The sequence below is a fragment of the Streptomyces deserti genome, from assembly GCF_054782695.1.
Genome location: NZ_BAAGRZ010000004.1, coordinates 74,335 through 100,927 on the forward strand (window position 1 = coordinate 74,335; position 26,593 = coordinate 100,927).

Consider the following 26,593-nt stretch of genomic DNA (forward strand, 5'->3'; position numbering starts at 1 on the left):
GTACGACGAAAGCGACACCCCATGGATCTCGGCGTCCGCTGGACACTGCACGGCGACGGACGCACCCCGGCGCCCGGCGCGGTGGTCCGCCCCGACGAACGGCTCTCGTGGCCACGCACGGTCGGGCTCGGCGCCCAGCACGTGGTGGCGATGTTCGGGGCGTCGTTCGTCGCCCCGGTCCTCATGGGCCTGGACCCGAACCTGGCGATCATGATGTCGGGCGTCGCGACCGTCGTCTTCCTGCTCGCGACCCGGGGCCGGGTGCCCAGCTACCTGGGCTGCTCGCTGTCCTTCGTGGGCGTCGCCGCGGTGATCCGCGCCCAGGGCGGCAGCAGCGCCACCGTCACCGGCGCGGTCTTCGTCGTCGGCGTCGCGCTGTTCCTGATCGGGCTCGTGGTGCGGCGCTTCGGCGCCCGGATCATCCACGCCGTGATGCCGCCGATCGTGACCGGCGCGGTCGTGATGCTGATCGGCTTCAACCTGGCGCCCGTGACGGCCTCGACGTACTGGCCGCAGGACCAGTGGACCGCCCTGCTGGTGATGCTGTTCACCGGGCTGGCGGTGGTGTGCCTGCGCGGTTTCTGGTCCCGGATCGCGATCTTCCTGGGGCTGGTCTTCGGGTACGGCATCTCCTGGGCGTTCGACCGGATCTTCGGCAAGATCCACTCGGCGGACGGGAGCGGCAAGGTCACCGACCACTGGCGGCTCGACCTGTCCGGCGTGGGCAGGGCGGACTGGATCGGTCTGCCGGACCTGCACGGCCCGTCGTTCCAGTGGTCGGCGATCCTGGTCGCGCTGCCCGTCGTCATCGCGCTGGTCGCGGAGAACGCCGGGCACGTCAAGGCGGTCGGCGAGATGACCGGCGACCCGGTGGACGACAAGCTGGGGACGGCGATCTCGGCCGACGGCGTCGGCTCGATGCTGTCCACCGCGGTCGGCGGCCCGCCCAACACCACGTACTCCGAGAACATCGGCGTGATGGCGGCGACCCGGGTCTACTCGACGGCCGCCTACTGGGCCGCCGCCGGTTTCGCCCTCCTCTTCGGCCTCTGCCCGAAGTTCGGCGCGGTCGTGGCCGCGATCCCGGGCGGGGTGCTCGGCGGCATCACCGTCATCCTGTACGGCATGATCGGCCTGCTCGGCGCCCAGATCTGGCTCAACGCCAAGGTGGACCTGCGCAATCCGCTCAACCTCGTACCGGCCGCGGCAGGCATCATCATCGGCGTCGGCAACGTCACGATGAAGTTCACCGACACCTTCTCGCTGAGCGGCATCGCGCTGGGCACCCTGGTCGTCATCACCGGCTACCACGCGCTGCGTGCCTTCGCGCCCGCCCACCTCAAGACGCAGGAGCCCCTGCTGGACGAGGGCACCTCCTCGTACGACGAAGCCGCTCAGCGCGCCAGGTCGTAGGCGTACGACGGCGTGAACGTGCCCGGCGCCCCCTTGCAGCCGTCCGACTCCCCGGGCAGCTTCACCCACAGGTAGGCGTCGATCCGGGCCTCGCCGGTGCTGAGGGTGGGGGTCCGGCCGAGCTTGCGGCCCGCCGGGTCGCACCAGGCGCCGCCGGGCGGGGCGCCGTTGCCGTTGCGGCTGGTGTCGATGACGGCGCCCAGGGTCGACGGGCCCCCGAGGGCGTCGAGGACCTGCCGGTCGTAGGTGATCTCGTCGTCCGTGGCGTGGAAGTTGGAGACGTTGCTGAAGATGCCGTCGGAGGAGTCGGCCGAGGCGGCACCGGCCTGCCTCAGCCACGCCGCCTGCTTCGCGGGCGCGTTCCAGCCGGAGTGGCCCGCGTCGAAGTAGACCCGGGCCCGGGCGTTGGCGTCCTTCAGCACCCGGCCCGCGCGGGCCAGCGAGGCGAAGCGGTCGGCGCGTCGGCCCGCCGAGAGGCACTCGGACTGGGCGACCGAGTCCGGCTCCAGGACCACGATGACCTCACCCGAGCCCAGCCCGGCCGCGAACCGGTCGATCCAGGCGTCGTACGCGTCCAGGTCGGGCGCCCCGCCCTGCGAGTGCCCGCCGCAGTCCCGGTCGGGGATCGCGTACGGCACGAGGACGGGGACACGGCCCTGCGCCGCGGCGCCCGAGGTGACGGCCCGCACCCGCCCCGTGATGGTCGCCGGTGTGAAGTCGGCGAACCACACCGCGGCCGGCTGGTCGGCGATCCGTGACTCTATGACCGGCCGGCGCGGATCGCCGGGGTTGGCCTCCACCCAGTCCAGCACGTTGGAATCGGGGTGGCGGTAGAGCCGGGCCGAGGTCACGGTCGCCCGCTGCTTCTTCCGCTCGGTCCTGGTCGGTGAGGGCGTGGGGCTCGCCTCGCTCTTCGTCGAAGTGGGTGACGGGGAAGCGGACTCGGTGGCCGACGGTGATGCCGCTGATGCCGTCGGCCGGGCGGGCAGGGGTGCCAGGCGGGGTGACGCGGTCACCTCGGGCCTGGCCTCGTCCGAGCCGCCCCGGTCGTCGAAGGCCGACATCATGCCGGTCGCGGTGCCCACCGCGACCACCACTGACGCCGCCGCCACCACCATGGCGCCGCGCCAGGCGGCACGCCTGCGCGCGGCCCGGCGCGCGGCCAGGCGCTGGGCACGTTGGCCTGCCACGCTGCTGCTCCCCCCGTCGTGCGGCCGTTCCCCCACGGCTCGCGCTCCCCCACGGCGGGCGCGTTCCCCCGTTCTGGGGAAGCGCCCGGCCCGCCGACACTCCCGTCAGCCTAAAGCTGCGACTCTGCCCTCATGGCGCAATGCGAACAAATCAGCACCGCGGTCGATCACGTCAGCACTCCCGTCGACGCCGTCATCTCCCGTATGCGCGCCCTGGACGCGGCCCTGCCCGCCCGGGACGGGGTGGCGGTGTTCAACCGCGTCTACCTCGCCGTCACCGAGGCGGTGGACCGGTGCATCGACGCCGGTCGGTTCGCGGACGCGCGGGCCGCGATCACGCTGGACGTGCGGTTCGCGGAGCGCTACCTGGCCGCCGTCGAGGCGGCGTCCGACGAGCGGCACCCGCCGGCCTGCTGGCGGCCGCTGTTCCAGTTCCGCCGGCATCCCGGAGTACGGCCGTTGCAGTTCGCGCTGGCCGGCATCAATGCGCACATCGGGCACGATCTCGCGCTCGCCGTCGTGGACACCTGTCGTACGCTCGGCTGCGAACCCGCCGACCTGGAGGACGAGTTCGACCGGGTGGGCGATCTCCTCGTCTCGCTGGAGGAGCGCATCCGCGAAGAGCTGATGCCGGGCCCCGACCTCCTCCAGATCGCCGACCCACTCACCCATCTGCTCGGCGCGTGGAGCCTGGAGCGCGCCCGGGACGCCACCTGGACGGCGGCCCGCGCGCTGTGGGCGCTGCGCCGGCTGCCGGACGTGGCCGAGGAGTTCACCCAGCGCCTGGACACGGCGGTGGGCTTCGCGGGACGCATGCTGCTCACGCCACTACCGGACCGATCCGGCCACTGATCGGCTCTGCCGGGCCGGTCCTCTCCTGAACTCCCGCGTGAACGTTGTACGTTCGGCGGGACCGCATCTCTTGCAAAGGAGCACAGGGCATGGCGACACGGCTCGGACTCAGCCTCCCGCAGAACCGGCAGTACGACCTCGGGCGGGATGTGCCCGATGTGGCGCGGGCCGCCGAGGAGACCGGCTACGAGAGCCTGTGGGTGTACGAACGCGCTCTGTTCCCCGAGCCCGCCACCCAGGGCCTGTACGGCATCGAGGGACTCCCCTGGCCGGACGCCTACCGGGGCGTGGCCGACCCCCTGGTCACCCTCACCCTGGCCGCCGCGGCCACCGAGCGGGCCCGGCTGGGCACCAGCGTGCTGGTGGCACCGCTGCATGTGCCGTTCCAGCTCGCCAAGGCCCTCGCCACCCTGGACGCGGCGAGCGGCGGCCGGGTCGTCGCCGGGTTCGGCACCGGCTGGTCCCTCGACGAGTACGCGGCCGCGTCGGTACGGCCGTTCGAGGAGCGCGGCCAGGTGCTGGACGAGCTGATCGAGGTGTGCCGGGCGGTGTGGGGCCCGGACCCGGTCCGGTACGACGGCCGCCTCACGAAGATCGCCTCGGCCGTGGTCGGCCCGAAGCCCGCCCGGCCGATCCCCATCCTGCTGGCCGCGAGCAGCCCGAAGGCGCAGCGCCGCCTCGTCGACCACGCCGACGGCTGGATGCCGGTGGGCATGGGCGCGGAGACGGTCGCCGCGCAGTGGCGTCAGCTGCAGGACCTGGCGGCCGAACGCGGACGCACCGAGCCGATCCAGACGGTCCTGCGCGTGAACCCGGAGTACACGGCCGGCACGTACGACGGCTCCGACCGCCGCCCCTTCCAGGGCAGTGTCGACCAGATCGTCGAGGACCTGGTCGCGCACGCCGAGATCGGCCTGGAGGAGATCCTCCTGGACCTGCAGGGCACCGTGCGGGACGCCCAGGAGCTCAAGGACGTCGCCGCGCAGGTGTACGAGAAGGCGCGGGCGGCAGGGGTCTAGTCCTCCGGCAGCTCGACGGGCGCGATCTCGTCGTAGACGTCACCGGGGCCCGGGTTCGCCGGGTCGGTCTCCCCGCCGAAGTGGTGCATGACGCCCCAGACCGCGTTCAGCGCGGTCTGGACGGCGCCCTCGGCCCAGCCCGCCGTCCAGGAGATGTCGTCGCCGGCGAGGAAGATGCCCCGCTTGTCCTCGGGCAGCCGGTCCTGCATGAAGTGCGTGAACAGGCGCCGCTGGTAGCGGTAGTGGCCCGGCAGGTTGGCCTTGAACGCGCCCATGAAGTAGGGCTCGTTCTCCCACGAGACGGTCACCGGGTTGCCGATGATGTGCTTGCGGATGTCGACCTTGGGATAGATCTCGCCGAGCGACTTCAGCATGACCTCCATCCGCTCGTTCGCGGACAGCGGCAGCCACTTCAGGCTGTCGTCGCACCAGGTGTAGGACAGGCAGATCACGGCGGGCTTGTCGGGGCCGTTGTCGAGCAGGTAGGTACCGCGGGTCATGCGGTCCGTCAGCGTCATCGACATGACGTCCCGGCCGGTCTCCTCGTCCTTGTCCAGCCAGAACGGCCGGTCGACGGGCACGAAGAGCTTGGAGCTCTCCATGTAGTGGGTGCGCTCGATCGCGGTCCAGTGGTCGATCGGGAACAGCGAGTCGTCGCAGTCGATCTTCGACAGCAGCATCCAGGACTGGGCGGTGAAGACGGCCGCCTGGTAGGTGCGGATGTCGCCGTTCGCGTCCGTCACGGTGATCCGGTTGCCCGCGGTGCGGTGCAGCCGGGTCACGGCCGGGCGGGGCTCGCCGTTCACGTGCAGGGACTTCAGGGAGGTCCCGTACGGCCAGTGCACGATCTTCTCCGGCTCGCGCTCCCAGAGCCTGAGCGGCAGTTGCTGGGAGCCGCCGACGATGCCGCGGTGGTGGTCGTCGGCCTCGGTGTAAACGACGCGCAGGATCTCCAGGATGGAGTTCGGGAAGTCGGTGTCCCAGCCTCCGGTGCCGAAGCCGACCTGGCCGAAGATCTCGCGGTGCCGGAAGGACTTGAAGGGCTCGGAGTCGCACAGGAAGCCGTAGAAGGTCTGGTTGTCGAGCTTCTCGACGAGCTTCGACCAGATCTCCCGGATGCGCTTGACGTCCCGCTCGCGCATGGCGCGGTTCATGTCGGAGAAGTCGGCGCCCTCTTCGAGGCACTTGTTCCAGGCGTCGGCGACGTCCCGGTACACCTGGGGCAGGTCGTCGATCGTCTCGGCGTAGTGGCTCTCGCCCTTGAGATCGACGACCGTCGAAGGCGTCGCCTCCGCAAGGGGGTTGGGGAACGGCCTGGTCTCCAGCCCGACCAGGTCGATGTAGTGCTGGAGCGCCGTGGAGGACGGCGGGAAGCGCATGGCGCCCATCTCGGCGGTCAGCGACGGGTCGCAGCCCTCGAAGCCCACCGTCCGCAGCCGGCCGCCGATCTGGTCGGCCTCGTACACGACCGGCTTGAGGCCCATCTTCATCAGCTCGTACGCGGCGACGATGCCGGACAGACCGCCACCGATGATCGCGACCTCGGTGCCGTGCTCGGTCGCGGGTATCTGGCCGAGTCCCGCCGGGTGGGCGAGGAAGTCGTCGTACGCGTACGGGAAGTCCGGGCCGAACATGGTGATCGGCGGCTGCTGCTCGTCTGCGTGCTCGACGGCGTTGGGCACCGTGGACGTCATGGGGTACGGACTCCTTGCACGAAAAGCTGAGGGGAGGCTGGGAGGTTCAGATGAGGGACCCGTACAGACCGGGACGCCGGTCCTTCAGATACGGGTTGGCCTCGCGGGAGGCGGCGAGGAAGGCGGGGTCGACGTCGGCGAGGACGAGTTCCTCGGCGCGGCCGGCCCGGGTGCGGGCGATGCCGTCCGGCCCGGCGAGGGTGGACAGCCCCACGAACTCGAACTCGCCCTCCTGGCCGACCCGGTTGACGTACGCCACGTACATCTGGTTCTCGAAGGCCCGCACGGGCACAAGGGACTCGGCGACGAACTGGAACGGGTGCATCTGCGCGGTCGGCACCAGCAGCAGGTCGGTGCCGGCCAGGGCGTGGGCGCGGACGTTCTCCGGGAACTCGACGTCGTAGCAGATCATGAGCCCGATCCGGAGGCCGTCCAACTCCGCCTGCACCACCGGCTGCTCTCCCGGCGTGAAGTGGTCCCGCTCGAAGCAGCCGAAGAGGTGGGTCTTGCGGTAGTTCGCGAGACGGGTGCCGTCGGCGGAGATCAGCTGGGCGGAGTTGTACACCGTCTCCCCGGCGCGCTCCGGGTAGCCGTAGGCGATCGCGAGCCCGTGCCGGGTGGCGGTCTCGGCGATCGCGTCGGCCGAGTCGCCGTCCGCGGGCTCGGCGAGCCGGGCGATGCCGTCGCCGATCGCGTACCCGGTCAGGAACATCTCGGGCGCGACGAGCAGCCCGGCGCCCGCGGCGGCGGCCCGGCCCGCGGCCTCGTCGAGGACCTTCAGGTTCTCGGCGATCGAGCCGGGTCGGCCGGAGCTCTGGAGCAGTGCGGTGCGCATGCGTGTTCCTCACCGGTACGCAGGGGTTTCGGGGGCCAGATAGACGGTACGGTCGGCGGGCTCGGCCGGACAAGAAGCAGCCGTTGCGCGCCGGTGAGCGGATCATTGCGTGCGCCGGGGGCCCGGCGGCGATTCGTTGCACACCCTGCGTCGTACCTCGGCTCCTCGCTGGAGCGCGGGTCGGAGGCGGTGTCCCCGCCGCACGGCGGAGGCGGGTTCCCGCCTCCGGTGCGATGTGGCGCGGGCATGGCGCCGCAACAGTGGTGACCGTCCGATTCACCTGCGGAAAGGACTTCCCAATCGTGGTGTCAAGCCGCTGTCGTGACGGGAGGTGAACCTTGGTAGCACTGTCCGTCACGGATCATTGCCCACAGCACGTTGAGCCTGCGGCGGGCGAGAGCAAGCAGGGCCTGCTTGTGTCCCTTCCCCTCGCTTCGCTTTCGCTGGTAGTACGCCTTGGAGGCGGGACAGACCGTGGTACTGACCATCGCCGACAGGTACATGCTCCGCAGCAGCCCGCGGTGGTAGCGCCTGGGTCTGCGCAGGTTGCCGCTGACGCGGCCGGAGTCGCGGGGCCTGGGGGCCAGGCCGGCGAAGCCGGCCAGGCGGTCGGCACTGCCGAAGGCGTCCATGTCGCCACCGGTCGCGGCGATGAACTCGGCACCGAGTTTCGTGCCCATGCCGGGCAGGCTGCGGATCACCTCGGCGTGCGGATGCTCGCGAAACTTGGCCTCGATCAGGGCGTCGAGCTCGGCGATCTCCTCATCGAGGGCCATCACCCCCTTCGCGAGGCGGGCCACCATGGTGGCAGCCAGCTTCTCGCCGGGCAGCGCGGTGTGCTGGGCCTGCGCGGCCTCCACCGCTGTCTTGGCCAGCGCGGCGGCGCCGCGGACCTTGCGGTTCTTCAGCCAGGTCTCGATCCTTTTGGCGCCCGCGCGGCGGATGGCGGCCGGGGTCTGGTAGCCGGTCAGCATGCGTACCGGCCGGCGGCACCGAGCCGGTCGAGTTCGTCGTAGACGAGCGCCTCCAGCGCGCCGGAACCGAGGGCCTCCCCGACGCCCCACAGGACGAAGCCGAGGGCGAACGCCTCGTACGACGGGGCCAGCACCCACAGGGCGAAGGCGGCGGCGCTGAGGAGCGGGCCGAGGCACAGCAGCAACCGCCGGGAGACGGCGTCGGCCCAGGCGCCGGAGGGGACCTCCACCACCAGGCTGGTCAGCGACCACAGGGCGAAGAGCGAGGAGATCTGCCAGACCGGCAGTCCGGTGTCGGCGAACAGCAGCGCGTACACCGGGTAGAGCAGGACGAGGTCGTGGAGGAACGCGTAGCCGTACAGCGTGGCCGTCAGCCGTCGGACACCGACAGCGGGCGCACGCGGGGGTGAGAGAGTCATGAGGCCTTCCCGCAGGGACGAATCGGACACCGGATGTACGGCGTCCGAGGCGGCCCTCGGGCGGCACGGCTGCGGGATCAATGTCGCCAGGTCATGACACCGATGCTAGACCGGAAAGGCGGACCAGGCCCGCGATTATGTGGGCGACCCCGACGAGAAGCGCCGCAGCAGCGGCGACAGCACGAGCACGGACTTGGTCCGCTCCACGAACGGCTCCCCCGCGATCCGCTCCAGGACCCGTTCGAAGTGCCGCATGTCGGAGGCGAAGACCTGGGCGATCGCGTCCGCGTCCCCGGTGACGGTGGACGCGGCCACGACCTCCTGGTAGCGCTCCAGACCTCGCTGGATGGTCTCCGGCGAGGTGTTGCGCCGGCAGTAGATCTCGACGAACCCCTCGGTCTCCCAGCCGAGCGCCGCGGGGTCGACCCGGACGGTGAAGCCGGTGATGGCTCCGGTGGCGCGCAGCCGGTCCACGCGCCGTTTCACGGCGGGCGCGGACAGGCCGACGAGCTGGCCGATGTCCGCGTAGGAGCGGCGGGCGTCCTCGGCGAGGGCGTGCACGATGCGTTCGTCGAGATCGTTCAGCACGGTGGGTCGATCACTTCTCAGATGGTGCCAGTTGGGAACGGCGATAGCCGTAGAGGAAGTAGAACACGAGACCGGCTGCCATCCAGAACCCGAAGACCACCCAGGTCACGGTGTCGAGGCTGAACATGTTGTAGGCGCAGAACAGGAAGCCGAGGACCGGCAGCACCGGGCCGAACGGCACCTTGAACGTGCGCTCCAGCTCCGGCCGCCTGTAGCGCAGGATGACGACCGCGATGTTGACCAGGGCGAAGGCGAACAGCGTGCCGATGCTGGTGGCGTCGACGAGCTTGCCGAGCGGGATGAGGGCGGCGAGCACGCCGCAGAACAGGGAGACGATCACCGTGTTGAGGCGGGGGGCGCCGGTCTTCGGGTGGACCTTGCCGAGCGCCTTGGGCACCAGGCCGTCGCGGGACATCGCGAACAGGATGCGGGTCTGGCCGTAGAGCACGGTGAGCACCACGCTCGCGATGGAGATGACCGCGCCGAGCGCGAGCAGGGTGCCCCAGAACGTCTGGCCGCTGACATCGTTCATGATCGCGGCGAGGGAGGCGTCGGAGCCCTCGAACTTGGTCCAGTGCCAGGCGCCGACGGCGACGCCCGCGACGAGCACGTACAGCGCGGTGACGATGATCAGCGACAGCATGATCGCCCGCGGCAGGTCCTTCTTGGGGTTCGTCGCCTCCTCACCGGCGGTGGAGGCGGCGTCGAAGCCGATGTACGAGAAGAACAGCGTGGCCCCGGCGGCGCTGACCCCGGCCATGCCGAGCGGCATGAAGTCGGCGTAGTTGCCGGACTTGAAGCCCATGAAGCCGACCGCGCAGAACAGCACCAGTGCGGCGACCTTGACCGCGACCATGACGGTGTTGGCCCGGGCCGACTCCCGCACGCCGCCCAGCAGGAACACCATCGCCAGCAGGACGACGATCAGGGCGGGCAGGTTGACGATGCCGCCCTCACCGGGCGCCGAGGACAGCGCGGCCGGGATGGTGACCCCGATCGTGCCGTCCAGCAGCTCGTTGAGGTACTCGCCCCAGCCGACGGCGACGGCGGCCACCGACACGCCGTACTCCAGCACCAGGCACCAGCCGCAGACCCAGGCGACGAGCTCGCCCATCGTTGCGTACGCATACGAGTACGAGGAGCCGGCGACCGGGATGCTGCCCGCCAGCTCGGCGTACGACAGGGCCGAGAACAGGGCCGTGAGACCGGCGATCACAAAGGCCAGGGTGACCGCGGGGCCGGCCTCGGGAACGGCGTCGCCGAGCACCACGAAGATGCCGGTGCCCAGCGTGGCACCGATGCTGATCATGGTGAGCTGCCACAGCCCGAGGGAGCGCCGCAGAGACCCGCCCTCGCCCTGGCCGCCCTCCGCGACCAGGCGTTCCACGGGCTTGCGACGCATGAGGCGCGCACCGACCCCCGGGGACGGCGGGGCGGTCGGACTGTTGCTGTGCGGGGGTGCGCCTTGGTCGAGCACGCGCTGACTCCTTCGTCGCTGCCGGTCGGCGGGCGGGGACCGGCGGCGACCCGGCGGAAGCCGGGACCCACCGAGCGGGGTCCCCGCCACGCCACGTACAGCGCAGAACCTTACGAGGAGGAGCGTTGCCGCTGTAATGCAGCAACCTTGCGCGTCCGGGCAAGATCGTTGCGTTCCTCGCGCCGCGGCGGGTGTTCGTTGCGCGAGGGGTTTCGACCGTTGCACAGGGGCCTGCCCGGAGGGCACGCGCACGAAAGCGGCCCCCGGTTTTCACCGGGGGCCGCACGTGGGCGAGGTCCGTCAGTTCCAGCTGGCGTGCAGCGGCTTGCCCTCCGCGTAACCGGCGGCGCTCTGGATGCCGACGATGGCCTTCTCGGCGAACTCCTCCAGGGAGGCGGCACCGGCGTAGGTGCAGGAGGAGCGGACACCCGCGATGATCGAGTCGATCAGGTCCTCGACGCCCGGGCGGGCCGGGTCGAGGAACATGCGGGAGGTGGAGATGCCCTCCTCGAACAGCCCCTTGCGGGCCCGGTCGTAGGCCGACTCCTCCGAGGTGCGGTTGCGCACGGCACGCGCGGACGCCATGCCGAAGGACTCCTTGTACGGGCGGCCTTGGGCGTCGTGCTGAAGGTCGCCCGGCGACTCGTACGTGCCCGCGAACCACGAGCCGATCATCACGTTGGACGCACCGGCCGCCAGGGCCATGGCCACGTCACGCGGGTGGCGGACACCGCCGTCGGCCCACACGTGCTTGCCGTACTTCTTCGCCTCGGCGGCGCACTCCAGGACGGCGGAGAACTGCGGCCGGCCGACGCCGGTCATCATGCGGGTCGTGCACATCGCGCCGGGGCCGACACCGACCTTGACGATGTCCGCGCCCGCCTCGATCAGGTCGCGCACACCGGCGGCGGCGACGACGTTGCCCGCGACGATCGGCACCTGCGGGTCGAGGTCGCGGACCAGCTTCAGGGCGCTGATCATCGACTCCTGGTGGCCGTGCGCGGTGTCGATGACGAGCGTGTCGATCCCGGCCTCCAGCAACTGCTGCGCCTTGCCCGCGACATCGCCGTTGATGCCGACGGCGGCGGCGATGCGCAGCCGGCCCTGCGCGTCGGTGGCGGGCTGGTACAGCGTGGCGCGCAGGGCGCCCTTGCGGGTGAGGATGCCGGCGAGGCGGCCGTCCTCGGTGACGGCGGGGGCGTAGCGCCGGTTGGCGTGGTCGAGGGCGTTGAAGGCTTCGCGCGGGTCCAGGTCCGCGTCGATGAGCAGCAGGTCCCGGGACATGACCTCGGCGAGCTGCGTGAAGCGGTCCACGCCGGACAGGTCGGAGTCGGTGACCACGCCGATCGGCTTGTGGTTCTCGTCGACGACGACACCGGCGTTGTGCGCGCGCTTGGGCAGCAGGGAGAGCGCGTCGGCGACGGTCTGGTGGGGGGCCAGGATGATCGGCGTGTCGAGCACCAGGTGGCGGCTCTTCACCCAGGAGATGACGTCGGTGACGACATCGATCGGGATGTCCTGCGGTATGACCACGAGGCCGCCGCGCCGGGCCACCGTCTCGGCCATGCGCCGCCCGGCGATGGCGGTCATGTTGGCGACGACGAGCGGAATGGTGGTGCCCGTGCCGTCCGGGGAGCTGAGGTCCACGCCCTGACGCGATCCGACCGCGGAGCGGCTCGGCACCATGAAGACGTCGTCGTACGTCAGGTCGTACGCGGGCTGGATGTCATTGAGGAAACGCACGTGCTGCACATCCCAGTCGATCAAAGGTGGCCCCCGGACAGGTCAGCCAGGGGGAAAGAGCACGTACTTCATTGTCCCATGCCGGATGTGCGGACGTCCCCCAGCAGATCATCCAGGCTGGTCAGGGGCCTGTTCGGAGGATCCTCCAGGGCCGAGGGCGACGAAGAGGCCCGGGCCGCGGTCCGTCGCCTCGGCGAACACCTCCTCCGCGACCTGCCACTCGTCGGGCCGCGTCTGTGCGTACGCCCGCCAGCCCCGGACGACGACCAGCAGCCCCCGCTCCACGGCGCCCTCGGGCCAGAGGGAGGGGTCGGCCAGGCAGTCGGCGAGGGCGTCCCAGTTGCGGCCGAACCACTCGGGCAGGTCCAGGGCGCGGGCGCAGCGGTCCATGAGGCCCGCCTTGTCCGTGACCCCGCCGAGGTCCAGGGTGACCACGATCCGGCCCGCCGGGTCGTCGGCCACCCCGTACGCTTCCCTGACCATCCGTCAGACCCCGTCCGGGTCGGCCCGGTTGAGGGCGGGGCGCGGCGTCGGCCCGGCCGTCATCAGGTAGTCGGCGGCCGATGTGTCCGTCACCAGGCTGGTGACGAGCCCGGACCGCAGCACCGCGTCGATGGCGGGTCCCTTGCGCTGCCCGCCCGCGATCGCCACGACCTCCGGGATACGGCGGAGCTGGTCGGCCTTGACGGTGATGCACCGCTCCCCCAGGTCCCGGCCGACCCGGCGGCCCTCGGCGTCGAAGAGGTGCGCGGACATCTCGGCGGCGACCCCGAGGGAGGCGTAGTGCGCGCGCTCCTCCTCGGTGAGCATGTCGTGCACCGTCGAGATGCCGGGCTCCCAGGAGCCGATGGAGACGCACGCGACCGTGACCTTGTCGAAGTACTCGAAGGCCCGGGCGATGCCCGTCTGGTGGCGCAGCGCCTGCGCGGTGGCCGCGTCCGGCAGCAGCATCGGCGCGTAGATGGGGTGCGCGTCCCCGCCCGACACCTGGGCGGCGCGCCGGACGGCCTCCACCGAGCCGCGCTCGGCGGTGCCGGCGTCGTACACGCCCGTCAGCTGCACCACCGTGCACGGCGGCAGCTTGTCCAGGGCCGCCGCCATGTGGATGGTGGAGCGGCCCCAGGCCAGGCCCAGCACATCCCCTTCGTTGACCAGCTCGCCGAGCAGGTCGGCGGCCACCTCTCCCAGGTTCTCGGGGTCGGGCGTCTCCTGGGCCTCGGCCGGGGACTCGACCACGACGGCGTGCCTGAGGCCGTAGCGGGCGCGGAGCGCGTCGGAGCGCTCGGCGTCCAGTTCGGCCGGCACACGGATCTCGATGCGTACGAGGTCCCGTTCGAGGGCGGTCTCCAGGACCCGGGCCACCTTGAAGCGGCTGACGCCGAACTCCTCGGCGATCTGGATCTTGGACTTGCCCTCGAGGTAGAAGCGGCGGGCCATGGCCGCCGCCTGGACCAGCTCAGCGGGTCCCATCCGCATGGCTGACCGGCCCGCCGACATACCCGACACGGCGATCTCCTCACTACTGTTCACACTCTGGATTCGCCGTTCATCCTTGCAGATCCGGCGCGGTTGATCAGCCCTGATGGGAGCCGTTCACGTTCCTGACGCTCAGTGGTCGCACGCCCACGACGCCTTCGCGGTCGCCGCCTCGGCCTGGGTGCGTAGTGCACGTACCGCCTCGGCCGGGTCCGATGCCCCGTACACGGCCGAACCGGCCACGAAGACATCGGCGCCCGCGTCGGCGCACTGCTCGATGGTGGAGGCCGAGACCCCGCCGTCGACCTGGAGCCACAGCTGAAGACCGTGCTTGCTGATCAACTCGCGGGTCCGGCGGATCTTGGGGAGCATGATGTCGAGGAAGGCCTGCCCCCCGAAGCCCGGCTCCACCGTCATGATCAGCAGCATGTCGAGCTCGGGAAGCAGGTCCTCGTACGGCTCGATGGGCGTCGCCGGCTTCAGCGCCATGGAGGCGCGGGCGCCCTTGGCCCGGATCTCCCGGGCGAGCCGGACCGGTGCGGCCGCCGCCTCCACATGGAAGGTGACGGAACCGGCCCCCGCTTCCACGTACTGCGGCGCCCACCGATCGGGGGCCTCGATCATCAGATGGCAGTCCAGCGGGGTGTCCGTCGCACGGGCGAGCGACTCTACGACCGGCACGCCGAGCGTGAGGTTGGGGACGAAATGGTTGTCCATGACGTCGACGTGGAGCCAGTCGGCTCCTTCCACGGCCTTCGCCTCGTCCGCGAGGCGGGCGAAGTCGGCGGACAGGATGCTGGGGTTGATCTGCGCGGCCATGACCTAAGCGTGCCATGCCCTCCGGTGGTTGCGGGCACCGGTCCCGGGTGGTCAGGGTGGTTCGCCGGCCGCGGGCCGTCTGTGGCTGGTCGCGCCCACGCGGCGGAGCCGCATGATGTGACGCGCCGGGCTCCTTGTGGGGCGCTGGCGTGGGGGTGGCCATGACCGAGAAGCGGGGCGTCGCGCACCTGGTCTGTGGGCGGCGTGCGAAGTGGCTGGTGCTTCGCGCTGTGGCTGGTGGTGCTGTTTCTGACGGCGCCGTTCGCGCAGAAACTGGCCGACGCGCAGGACAACGACGCGGCCTCCTGGCTGCCGGGATCGGCGGAGTCCACCCAAGTCCTCGACATCTCGGAGGACTTCCGGCCGGAGCAGATCCCCGCGATCGTCGTCTACGCCCGGGACAGCGTTCTGACGGTCCAGGACAGGGCACGGATCACCGAGGACGTCCAGGAGCTCGAGCAGCTGCGCGACCACGGCATTCGGGGTGCCGAGACGCGGGGCCCGGTCTTCGACCGGCAGGCCGATCCGCGCGCGGCACAGGTCTTCGTACCGATCACGATGGACGAGAAGGGGTGGGAGCGGATCGCGCCCGCGGTCGACGCCATCCGGGACGATGTCGGCGACGGCGGCGGTCTGGCCGTGCACATCACCGGCCCGGGCGGCACGTCCGCGGACTTCGCGGAGGCCTTAGAGGGCATCGACTCGACGCTGCTGCTGTCGGCGATGGCCGTCGTCATCGTGATGCTGCTGCTCACCTACCGCAGCCCGACCCTGCTGCTGGTCCCGCTGCTGGCGGTGATCTGCGCGCTGTTCACGTCCCAGGCCCTGATCTACCTGCTGGCCGAGCACGCGGGCCTGACGGTCAACGGCCAGAGCGCCGGCATCCTCACGGTGCTGGTCTTCGGCGCGGGCACGGACTACGCCCTGCTCCTGGTCGCCCGCTACCGCGAGGAGCTGTGCCGTCACGAGGACCGGCACGAGGCGATGGCGCTGGCGCTGCGCCGCGCGGGCCCGGCGGTGCTCGCCTCCGGGGCGACGGTCGTGCTGAGCATGCTGGTGCTGCTGGCCGCCGAGATGAACTCCACGCGCGGCCTCGGCCCGGTCGCCGCGATCGGCGTCGCGGTCGCCCTGCTGGCGATGCTGACCCTGTTCCCCGCCCTGCTGGTGGTCTTCGGCCGGTGGATCTTCTGGCCGGGTGATCCCGCACTACGGCGCCCCGGACCCCACCGAGCGGGGCGTCTGGGCCCGTATGGGCCGCCGGATCGCCCGCCGCCCGCGCATGATCTGGGGTGTCACGGCCGTGGTCCTGGCCGTCTGTTCGCTCGGCCTGCTCCAGTTGCGCGCCGAGGGCATCAGCAACGCGGACGCGTTCACCGGGAAGCCGGACTCGATCACCGGGCAGGAGGTCTCCGCACGCTACTTCCCGGCGGGCAGCGGCGATCCGCTCGTGATCCTCAGCAACCAGGCGCAGGCCGACCAGGTGGGCCGCGCGGTCGCCGGCACACCGGGCGTGGTCCCCGAGTCGCTGGGACTGCCACCGGGCGCGAAACCGTCCTTCGAGGGCAGGGTGCTGTTCGAGGCGACCCTGACCGCCCCGTCCGACAGCGAGGCCGCGCAGCAGACCGTGGAGCGGGTCCGGGACGCGGTGCACGCGGTGCCGGACGCCGACGCCAAGGTGGGCGGCGGTACGGCGGCCCTGCTGGACATGGACGAGGCGACCACGCACGACAACGTGCTGATCATCCCGCTGGTGCTGGCCGTCGTCCTGCTGATCCTCTGCGTCCTGCTGCGCGCCCTGATCGCCCCGCTGCTGCTGATCGGCACGGTGATCCTGTCGTTCACGGCGGCCCTCGGCCTCAGCGCGCTCGCCTTCCGGCACGTCTTCGACTACGCGGGCGAGTCGACGGACTTCCCCCTCTTCGTCTTCGTGTTCCTGGTGGCGCTCGGCATCGACTACAACATCTTCCTCACCACCCGCATCCACGAGGAGGCCCGCCGCCAGGGCACCCGCCCGGGGTGATCACGGGGCTCGCCGCGACCGGCGCGGTCATCACCTCCGCCGGCCTGGTCCTGGCGGGCACGTTCGCCGCCCTCGGCACGTTCCCGATGGTGGCCTTCGCCGAGATCGGCTTCGCGGTCGCCCTCGGCGTGCTCCTGGACACGTTCATCGTGCGGTCGGTGCTGGTGACGTCCCTGTTCCTGGACGTCGGCCCGAAGGTGTGGTGGCCGCACCGGCTGGCCCGGGAGGACGGCGGTGCGACGATCCCCGACACGGTCGGGTCAGGGGTCAGCCGGTCCGCCGGATGAGCGCCAGATACATGGCATCGGTCCCGTGCAGATGCGGCCACAGCTGTACGTCGGGCCCCTCGCCCAGGTCCGGTACGCCGGGCAGCAGCGGCCGGGCGTCGAGGAGGTCGGCGTCCGGGAACTGCTTGAGCACGTCGGCGACCACGGCCCGGGTCTCGGCGAGGTGCGGCGAGCAGGTCGCGTAGCCGACGACCCCGCCGACCCGCACCGACTCGAGCGCCGTACGCAGCAGCCCGCGCTGCAGCGGGGCGAAGCCGTCCAGGTCCTCGGGCCGGCGCCGCCAGCGCGCCTCGGGCCGCCGACGCAGCGCCCCGAGCCCGGTGCACGGCACGTCGACCAGCACCCGGTCGAAACTGCCGGGCCGCCAGGCCGGCCGCGTCCCGTCGGCGGCGATGACCTGGTACGGCCCGGGGTTCCCCGCCAGCGCCTGGGCGACGAGCCCGGCCCGGTGGGTCTGCTTCTCGGAGGCGACGAGGAGGGCGCCCCGCTGCGCCGCGAGAGCACCGAGCAGCGCGGCCTTGCCCCCCGGCCCGGCGCACCCGTCCAGCCAGCGCCCGTCGGGCCCCTCCAGCGGCGCGTTGGCGAGGGCCAGCGCGACAAGCTGGCTGCCCTCGTCCTGCACCCCCGCACGCCCTTCCCGTACGGCCGTGACGGCGCCCGGCTCACCGCCCTCGGTCAGTCGCACGGCGTACGGCGACCAGCGCCCCGGCATGGCGGCGTCCTCGCCGAGCAGTTCCTCGGTCGTGGCCCGCCCGGGCCGGGCGACCAGGGTCACCTCGGGCCGCTCGTTGTCGGCCCGCAGCAGCTCCTCGATCCCGGCCCGCCCGCCACCGAGCGAGTCCCACAGCGCGGAGACGACCCAGCGGGGGTGCGAGTGCACGACCGCGAGGTGCTCCTCCGGGTCCTCGTCGTACGGCGGCGCCACCCGCTCCAGCCACCCGTCGAGATCGTCCTGCGCGACCTTCCGCAGCACGGCGTTGACGAACTTGGCCCGCCCGTCACCGAGCACGACCCGGGCGAGTTCGACGGTGGCGGACACGGCGGCATGCGAGGGGATCCGCGTACTGAGCAGCTGATGCGCGCCGAGGCTCAGCACGTCCAGCACCGGCGGGTCGACCTCCCGCAGCGGCCGGTCGACACAGGCGGCGATGATCGCGTCGTACGTCCCCTGCCACCGCAGCGTCCCGTACACCAGCTCCGTCGCGAGCGCCGCGTCCCGGGCGTCGAACTTCTCCGGGCCCTCCTTCTCCCGCGCCTTGCGCAGCAGCGGCGGCAGGACGAGGTTGGCGTACGCGTCCCGCTCGTCCACGGCACGCAGCGCCTCGAAGGCGAGGATGCGGACCGGGTCCTTCTTGGGCCGACGGTAGGGCTTGCGGGGCCGACGGGGCTGGTCGCTCACGAAAAAGGTGCTCCGGTGGTGAGGTGAAGTGCGCCCTCAAGCCTACGTCGTCGGGGCGAGGCCCGACCGCCCGGTGTCAGGCGCCGAGCCGCTCGCCCTCGGCGATCCGCACCCCGCGCGCCCAGTCCGCCGCCTTCATCGGCTTCTTGCCCTGCGCCTGCACCCAGAGCAGCTCGACGGCGTACGAGCCGGTGCCGACGTACACGTTGTTCTTGCCGGCGGACAGCTGCCCGGGGGCGAGATCCGTCCGCTCGGGCACGGGCACGACCTGGATGAGCTTGAGCCGCTCGCCGCGGAAGGTCGTCCAGGCGCCCGGGGCCGGGGTGCATCCCCGCACCACCCGGTCGACGCGCAGCGCAGGGGCGTTCCAGTCGACGTGGGCGTCCTCGACGGTGACCTTGGGCGCGAGGCTGACGCCCTCGGCCGGCTGCGGTACGGCCTTCAGCGTCCCGTCCTCGATCCCGTCCATGGTCGCCGCGAGCAGCCCGGCGCCGGCGAAGGCGAGCCGGGTCAGCAGGTCGCCGCTGGTGTCGGTGGGCCGGATCTCCTCCGTCACGGTCCCGTACACGGGCCCGGAGTCGAGCCCTTCCTCGATCAGGAAGGTGGAGGCACCGGTGATCTCGTCGCCCGCCATGATGGCGTGCTGCACGGGCGCGGCCCCGCGCCAGGCGGGCAGCAGCGAGAAGTGCAGGTTGACCCAGCCGTGCGTGGGGATGTCGAGGGCGGCCCTGGGCAGCAGGGCGCCGTAGGCGACGACGGGGCAGCAGTCCGGGGCGATCTCCCGCAGCCGCTCCAGGAACGCCGGATCCTTCGGCTTCACGGGCTTCAGCACCTCGATCCCGGCCTCCTCGGCCCGCTCGGCCACCGGAGACGCGACCAGCCTGCGCCCCCGCCCGGCCGGCGCGTCGGGCCGTGTGACGACGGCGGCCACCTCGTGCCGCCCGGAGGCGAGAAGAGCGTCCAGAGCGGGAACGGCGACCTCGGGGGTACCGGCGAAGACGAGCTTCATGGGGTGGTTCGGGCCTCTCGGGCGGGGTGGTTGCGGGCAACGCCCAAGTCTATGGCGGCCCGAGGCGGAGAGCCGCCAAGGGCGAGCAAGCCCCACAGCGTGGGTGGTGCGCTGGTGGGAAACCATCCGGGGCCGAAGGCCGAGGCGCACACCCCTCGCGCAGGAGCGCACAAATATGACCCCACGCCCCCACACCGTGACCCGCGGAGCGAATCCGCGTTGGTCAAGAAAGAGTTGACCACAGCGGGCCGCACCAGGCGGCCCATTCCTTTCAACGCCGGTTCGAGAGGCTTGTTCATGGCCGACCACGCAACCCACGACGCCCAGGCTCGGGCCAGCCTGCACTTGCTGGTGCGGGACATCGAGCGGGTCCGCCGGCAGGTGGACGCACTGCGCACGCTCACCGCCCAGTTGGGCAACGTCTACCGCCCGCGCCGCTCCGGCCCCTCCACGGGCTTCGTCGTCTACGGACGCGCCCCCGCCCCGACGGTCCGTCTCGCCCAGGAACTGCGGGACAGTGTCGAGACCCTGGTCACGGCCGCCGTGGACTTCGACCGCTCACTGGGCTTCTCGTGGGACGCGGTGGGCTCCGCACTCGGAGTCACCAAGCAGGCGGTCCACCGCCGTTACGGTGCCCGCCGCGGCGCCGCCCGGACGGCCGCCCCCGAGGCCGAACGCACGCCGGAGCCGTCGGGCACCCGCACGGTCAACGTGGGCACCGGCATCCCCGTGGTGCCGACGGTCCCCGCGGCCCGTTCCATGCCGACCCAGCCGACGGCGGGCAGCCCGGCCCTGCGCGACGAGGCGAGGCCGACGGCCTTCCCCGGCCCGCGCAACGGCTGACATCTGCTGTCCGACGGCACGTTCCCCCTGCCCTCCTGGTGCGCATCCGGGAGGGCAGCGGCATGCACCCCGATGCCAGACGGCCTCACCCGATGTCCGACGGATCGATCCGCACCCACACCGCTTCACCACCACGAGCCATCCGCGCCGCCTGCGCGGCCTTCAACGCACCGGCCAGCGCGGCCCCCCGGCCCGGCGGCACCCGGATCAACGCCCGCTCCCAGTGCTCCCCGGGAGGCGGCGCCCCCACCCGCCGAGGCCGTCCCGGTGCCGTGACCGGCAACGGCACGGGCCCCAACACCTCCGCTTCCTCCGGAAGTTCGACCGTACGGAGAAAGTCGGCGACCACTTCCGTCGGCCCCGACACGGCCGCCATTCGCGACACCGGCGGAAACCCGAGCTCGGCCCGCTCGGCGAGCTCCCGCACCGCATGCCCGACGGGATCCCACCGCACCAGCGCCTGCACGGGCCTGAGCGTCGGCTCGGCGACCACGACCACGGTCCCGCCGGCGCCCTGCGGCCGTACCAGGGCAGAGGCCCCGATCCAGCGCCTCAGCGCGTCCTCCCCGGCCCGCAGGTCGGGCCGCCCGAGCATGGCCCACCCGTCCAGCAGCAGCGCCGCCGCGTAGCCGCCCTCGGCGACGGGCTCGGCGCCGGGCGTACTCACGATCAGCGCCGGCGTCCCCGGCACGGTGTCGAGCACATGCTCACGCCCCGAGGTCCGCACCGGTACGGCGGGGAAGGCCCGCCCCAGTTCCTCGGCGGTCCGCCGCGCCCCCACGACCTGGGCACGCAACCGGAACCCGCCGCACTCCGGGCAGTGCCAGGCCTCCTCCTCACGCCCGCACCACCTGCACCGCGGGGCGGCTGCCGAACCCTGCGCCTCCAACGGCCCGGAACAGTGCCGGCACCGAGCGGGCGCCCGGCAGGTCGCACACGTCATCCGCGGCACGTAGCCGCGCCGAGGCACCTGTACCAGGACGGGTCCGTGCCGCAGCCCGTCCCTGACGACCTGCCAGGCGAGGGTCGGCAGCCGCGCGGCCCGGGCGGCCTCGTCCCGTGCGAGGTCGTGGTCCCCCACGGTCCGTACGAGCGGGGCGGTGGCCCGCACCTGTTCCCGCCCGGCGACGAGCGGCCGGGCCCAGCCGGTCTCCACGAGCTGCGCGGCCTCCACTGTGCAGCTCCAGCTGCCCAGCAGGAAACCGCACTTGTCCTGGGCGGCCCGCAGCAGCAGCACCTCGCGCGCATGGGGCTGCGGCGCATGCTGCTCACTGTGGCTGTCGTCCCCGTCGTCCCACAGGGCGACCAGCCCGAGGTCCCGCACCGGCGCGAACATGGCGGCCCGGGTCCCGACGACGGCCCGTACAGAACCGCGCCGCACCGCGAGCCACTGCGCGTACCGCTTCTCGGGCCCGGCGTCGGCGGTGAGCACCGCGTGCCGCCCCTCCCCCAGCAGCGACGTCAACGCGGCATCGAGCCGCGCGACCGCCCGCCCGTCGGGCAGCACGACGAGCGCCCCGCGCCCGGAGGCCAGCGTCGCCACGACGGCCCGCGCCAGCTCCTCGCTCCACTCGGGGCCGGGCAACGCGTTCCACACGGCCCGCGGCGCACCTCCCGAGGCCAGCGACTCCACAAAGGCCGCCCCCCGCTCGTACCGGACCCAGGACCCGGGCTCCGGCGCCGCCGGCGGCGGAAGCGGCGCGGGCGAGGGCCGCTGCTCGGCCCGCGCGTTGCGCGGCGGCACGGCGAGCTGGAGCACGTCGGCGAGACTCCCGGCATACCGATCGGCGACGGCCCGCGCCAGCCCGAGCAGCTCCTGACTCAGCACGGGCTCGGGCGACACGACCTGGGCCAGCGCGGCCAACGGCCCGGAGTAGTCCGACTCGGCCAGCCGCTCGACGAGAAACCCGCCGATCAGCCCTCCGCCCTCACGCCGCCCTTCCCGCACCCGATGCCGCCCGGCCCCGAACCGCACCCGCACCCGCACCCCCGGCTGCGCGTCGGCGTCCAGCTCCTCCGGGACGGCGTAGTCGAAGTACCGATCAAGATGGAGCACGCCCTTGTCGACCAGCACCCGCGCCACGGGCAGCTCCTTGGCCAGCTCGGCCCCCCGCCAGGTCCGCGGCTTGGCCCGCGGCGCCTTGGCCTTCCGCACACTCTCCCGAATGAGCGCGAGCTGCTCGGGCGGCGCACCCTCCGCCCCGCCGCCGGCCTGTTCGTTCTCGCTGCTCACGCTTGCATTCTTACCAAACCCCACTGACAACCGACGGTGGCCGGCGGCGGGATGCGAACCCGTGGGGGCTCCCCGAGCCCCCACGCCGTTTCCGACGGAGCGTCCTGGCTGAAACCACTTTCTCGACAGAGCCGACCAGGTCGGTTTCCCTCCGGAGGAGGAAACGGGAAACGCCCGTTGCGCCTTGTTCGGCCCAGCCAGGTGCCGCACGCTGAATCGCGGCACTCGTCGGCTGCCGGCCGGTGAGTGACGGAGGTTGAAGTGCTGGAGCAGTCGCACGTTTTCGGGCGGGAACTGCGTCGCAGGCGCCTGACGGCACGTCTTTCCCTGCAGCAGCTGGGACAGCGCGTGCACTACAGCAAGAGCCAGCTCAGCAAAGTGGAACGGGGTCTGAAACGCCCCACGCCCGAACTGGCCCGCCTGTGCGACACCGAACTCAAAGCCGGCGGAGCGCTGGCTCGGCTCGTTCCTCTCCAGCCCTCCCAGCCGCCTCTGCCTGCCCCTGGTAGCGACGACGAGGTGTGGTTGATGCAGTTACGCAAGGATGGTTCGAGTTCGTTCCAGAGGGTGACCCGCCGTGGTCTGATCGCGGCCGGAGCCGCCTCCGTGCTGACCATGCGCACCGGCGACCCGCACTCCCCCTCCCCCGTCCACGAAGGCGCCGAGACGCTCGTGGATGCCTCCCGCATGCTGTTCGACCAGTACCGCCGCCTGGGTCAGGCCTCGGGCCCGGCCAACGTGCTGCCTCCGCTCATCGCTCAGACCCACAGCCTGGAACAGCTCGCACAGCGTGCCGACGGCCGGGGAAGGCAGGCGCTGCTTCTTCTTGCCTCCCGGTACGCCGAGTACGCCGGGTGGATGGCCCAGGAATGCGGGGACGACGCGGCGGCGGTCTGGTGGACGGACCGCGCCGTGCAGTTGGCGGCCGCCGGCTCGGACTCCGCGCTGGCCACCTACGCGCAGGTTCGCCGCTCGTTGATCAGCCTGTATCGCGGTGACGCCTCCGGGGCCGCCGAGCTGGCTTCGTGCGCCCTGGAAAGCAAGGCACCGCTACGCATCCGCGGACTGGCCGCCCAGCATCTGGCACAGGCGAGAGCGGTCGAGGGGGACTACGACTCGTGCATGCGGAGCCTGGACCACGCCCGGGAGCTACTCGCCCAGGACAGCTCCGATCCTGCTGAGCCGGTCCTCGGAGCATCCCACGTACCCGATGTGGTCTCGATGTTCACTGGCTGGTGCCTGTACGACCTCGGCCGGCCGCAGCGCGCGGCCGCACTTCTCGACGAGGAGACGGCTCGCATCCCCGCACATGCCTTCCGCACCCGGGCCAGGTACGGCGTACGGCGCGCACTGGCCCATGCGGCCGCGGGTGAGATCGATCATGCCTGCCGGATCGCCACCGATCTCCTGCCGGCCGTGCGGCTCATCCATTCCTCGACGGTCGCCGCTGACCTGCGCCGACTTTCGCACACGCTCGGCAGGCATGCCCGCAGTTCCTCGGTACGGGCCCTCCTGCCGGACCTGTCCGGCTCCCTCACCCGCTCCGCCTCATAGAAGGAACAGCATCGTGCATGAGATCTTCATCAACTACCGGACCAAGGGTGGCAAGGAAGTCGCCTACATGTGCGACCGGGCACTGTCGGCCAGGTTCGGCCAGGACAGCGTCTTCCTCGCCCGGAAGTCGATCGACCCGGGACGCAACTACATCGACGTCCTCGTACAGGCCGCTCGACGCAGCCAGGTCCTGCTCGCGCTGATCGACGCGGAATGGCTGGAGGCCCCCGACCGGGGGAGGCCCGGCAGGAGGGCCCTCGACAACCCCGACGACTGGGTGCGTCGCGAAATCGAGGAGGCACTGGAGTCCGGCGCGCTGGTCGTGCCGGTGTTCGTCGGCCGCAAGGTGGAGCAGTTGGATCCCCGGCGCTTACCCAGGTCGATCGCCGAACTCGCCGAGTGCCAGTACACGCGCGTGGAGCTGCACAGCTTCGACGCGGACCTGGAACGGCTCGGAGACCGTCTCGTACGGCGGATTCCCGCGCTCGCGGCTCTGGACAGCCGTCACCCCACCGGGACGGCCGACGCGCCCGAGGGGAACGACGCGGCTGTCCGTACCGATCAGCAGAGCGGGGGCATCGGCAATGTCGCCGGTTCGGTGGGCACCTTCGTCAACACGGCCAACGGTCCTGTCCACAGCGGGCGAGGCGACCAGTACAACGGACCCCGTATCACCGGAGACGGCACCAACTACATCGCCGGGGACAACCACGGCGGAATACGCCAGGGGTTCGGCTCGCGGACGCCACGCGGCGGTGACGAGCGGTGACGGAGACGTACGGCTCGTTCGTCCACCAGGCGCACGGCTCGGTTCACAGCGGTGAGGGGAATCAGTACAACCTCTACTACATGCAGGCCGCCGAGTCCCGGCTGCGCCGGCAGGCGGCCCGGCGCCCGCAGTCCATCGCCGAGGAGGACCGCCGACACGTCGCCGAACGCTTCGTGCCTCCTACGGGACTGCAGCAGGCCCGCGCGCGGCTGCGGGATGCGCACACGGTCCTCATCGACGGTCTGCCAGGCAGTGGCCGACGTACCGCGGCGCTGATGCTCCTGCATGAGCTGCCCGAGACCCACGGCAGTCTGCACGAGCTGCCCGACACCTCGGACGACAGGAGGGCGTCACCGCTCGACGAGAGTGACGTCAACGACGGCGACCGGCTTCTGCTGGATCTCTCCGAGGTTGAGGAATCGAGGTATGTGGCCGTCCAGAACGCGCTCTCCGACTTCCGCCACACCGTCATCGAGCGCGGGGCCCGCCTCGTGGTCGTGCTGCCCCATCATCTCGGTTATCTGCGCAGAGACGAGCTGAGACGTCTCACGGTCGAGCTGGGCCGTCCGTCGGCGAAGCGTGTCCTCACCGTGCACCTGAAGCGTGAGAACATCATGCCCTCGCCCGAGGAGCTCGGCGCCTCGGATCTCACCGCCTTTCTGGCGCAGGCGCCGATGCGGGACGTGGCAGCGCTGGCCGACCGCATCCGGCGCTGCCGGGACGTATCACCCGCCGACCGGGGCTTTCCGGACTGGCTGGCCGACTCACTGGACGACCAGCATGATCAGACCGCCCGAGTCGCGGCCGACCTCTCGGCCGGTCGCAGCGGCCGCGAAAGAGCGCTGCTGCTGTCCCTGGCGATGTTCCACGAGGCGACCCCGGACGTGGTGCTCCAAGCCGCGAACGCCCTGTTGGGAACCCTCAGCCATCCGCCGGACACCACACCCCGCCTGGACCGGGTCGACCTGCATACGGAGCTCTCGGCGATCGGCGCCGACACCGGACCCGATGACCGCGTTCGCTTTCGAGTCGCCGGGTACGACCGTGCCGTACGCGCCCACTTCTGGACCTTCCTCCCGGACATTCGCCGCCAGCTGCGCGACTGGTTCAGGGACTGCCTGCCCGATCGGGCCATCAGCTCCTCGGTCCGTGAGGCGGCCGTGGCCAGGTTCGCCGCCGAGAGTCTGCGCACCGACCGCCCCGAGGACCTCACCTGGCTCGCCGAGCGGTGGATGTCGGGGAGTGGCTGGGCCCGTCTGGTCCCGGAAGCCGCCCAGACGCTCGCCGAGGGGCTGAACGACGACCGGCATGGGCGCTTCTTCCGGCAGCGGATCTACGACTGGGCCACGTCCGTGGAGACGAGCGACCGGCTCCGGCAGGTCCTCATCGTGGTGTGCTCACAGACGATGGCCCGCTCGCACCCCGACCAGGCGCTCGTGCGCCTGCATCATCTGGCCCGGCGGTCGAACGGCTCGGTGGGGACGAAAGCCCGCCAAGCACTGCTGGATCTGACGAGGTCCGACGATCGGCTCTACCGGCAGATGCTCGACCGACTGGGTGCCGGGATCGGCCAGGGCCAGTGGGAGGCGGACCGCTCACTGTTCCTGGAGCTGGCGGATCCGGCGCGTCTCATCGGCTACCGAGGTGTCCGGGAGCCGCTGGCCGTCTGCTGGGCCGGTGTGCTCCGCCGTCCTGTCTCGTCCTGGACCGTGCCGGTGAAGAGGTGGTTCACCGCCTGCGAGGACATGCGGTACCGCGACCTCGTCCTTCGGGTGCTGGCCACCGCATGTGCTTCGGACACGCGCGTCTCCGGCCGCTTGTACCGCGTGGGCATCGAGTGGCTGCACACCAAACCCAACGTCGACCGTACCGACACGGTTTCCCTCCTGCTACGGAAGATCAACGCCGCCCAGGGCATCGAGCCCTACGAGTACGCCGTCTGACAGCGAAAGAGCAAGAATTCGGGGGCCCTCATGAGTT

At 71.7% G+C, this 26,593-nt stretch carries 19 protein-coding genes and 3 pseudogenes; 8 read left to right on the top strand and 14 right to left on the bottom strand.

Translation table 11 applies throughout. The features are described 5' to 3' along the window. Window positions 1-21 precede the first annotated feature (21 nt). Complete coding sequence (locus ACYVMZ_RS10530) at window positions 22-1,413, top strand: uracil-xanthine permease family protein (protein WP_461077985.1); 1,392 nt, start codon at window positions 22-24, stop codon at window positions 1,411-1,413. On the opposite strand, the gene ACYVMZ_RS10535 is transcribed toward ACYVMZ_RS10530, so the two are convergent. Continuing rightward, window positions 1,395-2,528: a glycoside hydrolase family 6 protein gene (locus ACYVMZ_RS10535; RefSeq protein WP_461078522.1), complete on the bottom strand. Its 1,134-nt coding sequence runs from the start codon at window positions 2,526-2,528 to the stop codon at window positions 1,395-1,397. The genes ACYVMZ_RS10530 and ACYVMZ_RS10535 overlap by 19 nt on opposite strands. 207 nt (window positions 2,529-2,735) lie before the next feature. On the opposite strand from ACYVMZ_RS10535, the gene ACYVMZ_RS10540 reads away from it, so the two are divergent. Both ACYVMZ_RS10540 and ACYVMZ_RS10545 read left to right on the top strand, forming a co-directional pair. Then, window positions 2,736-3,455 carry a DUF5995 family protein gene (locus ACYVMZ_RS10540; protein ID WP_461077987.1) on the top strand — a complete coding sequence of 240 codons (720 nt, stop codon included), beginning with the start codon at window positions 2,736-2,738 and terminating at the stop codon, window positions 3,453-3,455. A gap of 89 nt (window positions 3,456-3,544) precedes the next feature. Further along, window positions 3,545-4,474 carry an LLM class F420-dependent oxidoreductase gene (locus ACYVMZ_RS10545; protein WP_461077989.1) on the top strand — a complete coding sequence of 310 codons (930 nt, stop codon included), beginning with the start codon at window positions 3,545-3,547 and terminating at the stop codon, window positions 4,472-4,474. Here the strand turns inward: ACYVMZ_RS10545 and ACYVMZ_RS10550 are convergent. From ACYVMZ_RS10550 to rpe, 10 genes and pseudogenes are all read right to left on the bottom strand, one after another. Beyond that, complete coding sequence (locus ACYVMZ_RS10550) at window positions 4,471-6,168, bottom strand: flavin monoamine oxidase family protein (protein WP_461077991.1); 1,698 nt, start codon at window positions 6,166-6,168, stop codon at window positions 4,471-4,473. The two genes, ACYVMZ_RS10545 and ACYVMZ_RS10550, sit on opposite strands and share 4 nt — an antisense overlap. A 46-nt stretch (window positions 6,169-6,214) precedes the next feature. Then, the gene (locus ACYVMZ_RS10555; RefSeq protein WP_461077993.1) at window positions 6,215-7,003 is read right to left on the bottom strand and encodes a carbon-nitrogen hydrolase family protein; all 789 of its coding nucleotides are present in this window, start codon (window positions 7,001-7,003) and stop codon (window positions 6,215-6,217) included. Window positions 7,004-7,311: 308 nt separating this feature from the next. After that, window positions 7,312-7,998, bottom strand: a pseudogene (locus ACYVMZ_RS10560) (transposase); the annotation flags it as partial. Beyond that, window positions 7,977-8,396, bottom strand: a pseudogene (locus ACYVMZ_RS10565) (MFS transporter); the annotation flags it as partial. The pseudogenes ACYVMZ_RS10565 and ACYVMZ_RS10560, both read right to left, overlap by 22 nt. Window positions 8,397-8,531: 135 nt before the next feature. Further along, window positions 8,532-8,984 carry an Lrp/AsnC family transcriptional regulator gene (locus ACYVMZ_RS10570; RefSeq protein WP_461077995.1) on the bottom strand — a complete coding sequence of 151 codons (453 nt, stop codon included), beginning with the start codon at window positions 8,982-8,984 and terminating at the stop codon, window positions 8,532-8,534. 10 nt (window positions 8,985-8,994) lie between these two features. Next, window positions 8,995-10,461: an amino acid permease gene (locus tag ACYVMZ_RS10575; RefSeq protein ID WP_461077997.1), complete on the bottom strand. Its 1,467-nt coding sequence runs from the start codon at window positions 10,459-10,461 to the stop codon at window positions 8,995-8,997. Between the two features lie 300 nt (window positions 10,462-10,761). Further along, window positions 10,762-12,204 (bottom strand): GuaB1 family IMP dehydrogenase-related protein, encoded by a 1,443-nt coding sequence (locus tag ACYVMZ_RS10580; RefSeq protein WP_461077999.1) that lies wholly within the window; start codon window positions 12,202-12,204, stop codon window positions 10,762-10,764. A gap of 108 nt (window positions 12,205-12,312) precedes the next feature. After that, complete coding sequence (locus ACYVMZ_RS10585) at window positions 12,313-12,687, bottom strand: barstar family protein (RefSeq protein WP_461078001.1); 375 nt, start codon at window positions 12,685-12,687, stop codon at window positions 12,313-12,315. 3 nt (window positions 12,688-12,690) lie between these two features. Beyond that, window positions 12,691-13,734, bottom strand: a complete 1,044-nt coding sequence (locus ACYVMZ_RS10590) for a sugar-binding transcriptional regulator (protein WP_461078003.1) — start codon at window positions 13,732-13,734, stop codon at window positions 12,691-12,693. 78 nt (window positions 13,735-13,812) lie between these two features. Further along, the gene (gene rpe / locus ACYVMZ_RS10595; protein WP_461078005.1) at window positions 13,813-14,499 is read right to left on the bottom strand and encodes a ribulose-phosphate 3-epimerase; all 687 of its coding nucleotides are present in this window, start codon (window positions 14,497-14,499) and stop codon (window positions 13,813-13,815) included. A 161-nt stretch (window positions 14,500-14,660) separates the two neighbouring features. On the opposite strand from rpe, the pseudogene ACYVMZ_RS10600 reads away from it, so the two are divergent. Continuing rightward, window positions 14,661-16,806 (top strand): annotated as a pseudogene (locus ACYVMZ_RS10600) (MMPL family transporter). Here the strand turns inward: ACYVMZ_RS10600 and ACYVMZ_RS10605 are convergent. Next, on the bottom strand, window positions 16,787-18,205 hold the full coding sequence (locus ACYVMZ_RS10605) for an RsmB/NOP family class I SAM-dependent RNA methyltransferase (protein ID WP_461078007.1): 1,419 nt from the start codon (window positions 18,203-18,205) through the stop codon (window positions 16,787-16,789). The pseudogene ACYVMZ_RS10600 and the gene ACYVMZ_RS10605 sit on opposite strands and share 20 nt — an antisense overlap. Before the next feature lie 76 nt (window positions 18,206-18,281). Next, window positions 18,282-19,214 (bottom strand): methionyl-tRNA formyltransferase, encoded by a 933-nt coding sequence (fmt, locus tag ACYVMZ_RS10610; protein ID WP_461078009.1) that lies wholly within the window; start codon window positions 19,212-19,214, stop codon window positions 18,282-18,284. A 297-nt stretch (window positions 19,215-19,511) separates the two neighbouring features. On the opposite strand from fmt, the gene ACYVMZ_RS10615 reads away from it, so the two are divergent. Then, complete coding sequence (locus tag ACYVMZ_RS10615; protein ID WP_461078011.1) at window positions 19,512-20,057, top strand: hypothetical protein; 546 nt, start codon at window positions 19,512-19,514, stop codon at window positions 20,055-20,057. Between the two features lie 85 nt (window positions 20,058-20,142). Here the strand turns inward: ACYVMZ_RS10615 and ACYVMZ_RS10620 are convergent, their stop codons facing one another. After that, entirely contained in the window at window positions 20,143-22,290 is a 2,148-nt protein-coding gene (locus ACYVMZ_RS10620) for a primosomal protein N' (RefSeq protein ID WP_461078013.1), read from the bottom strand. Between the two features lie 261 nt (window positions 22,291-22,551). Here ACYVMZ_RS10620 and ACYVMZ_RS10625 point away from each other — a divergent pair, with 261 nt between their 5' ends. Genes ACYVMZ_RS10625 through ACYVMZ_RS10635 form a run of 3 tightly spaced genes read left to right on the top strand, consistent with a single transcriptional unit; the run spans window position 22,552 to window position 26,556 of the window. After that, window positions 22,552-23,844, top strand: a complete 1,293-nt coding sequence (locus ACYVMZ_RS10625; protein WP_461078015.1) for a helix-turn-helix domain-containing protein — start codon at window positions 22,552-22,554, stop codon at window positions 23,842-23,844. A 13-nt stretch (window positions 23,845-23,857) separates the two neighbouring features. After that, window positions 23,858-24,613, top strand: a complete 756-nt coding sequence (locus ACYVMZ_RS10630; protein ID WP_461078017.1) for a TIR domain-containing protein — start codon at window positions 23,858-23,860, stop codon at window positions 24,611-24,613. Further along, window positions 24,610-26,556, top strand: coding sequence for an ABC transporter substrate-binding protein (locus tag ACYVMZ_RS10635; protein WP_461078019.1), 1,947 nt, complete (start codon window positions 24,610-24,612; stop codon window positions 26,554-26,556). The genes ACYVMZ_RS10630 and ACYVMZ_RS10635 overlap by 4 nt, the downstream gene beginning before the upstream one ends. The last annotated feature ends 37 nt before the right edge of the window (window positions 26,557-26,593 follow it).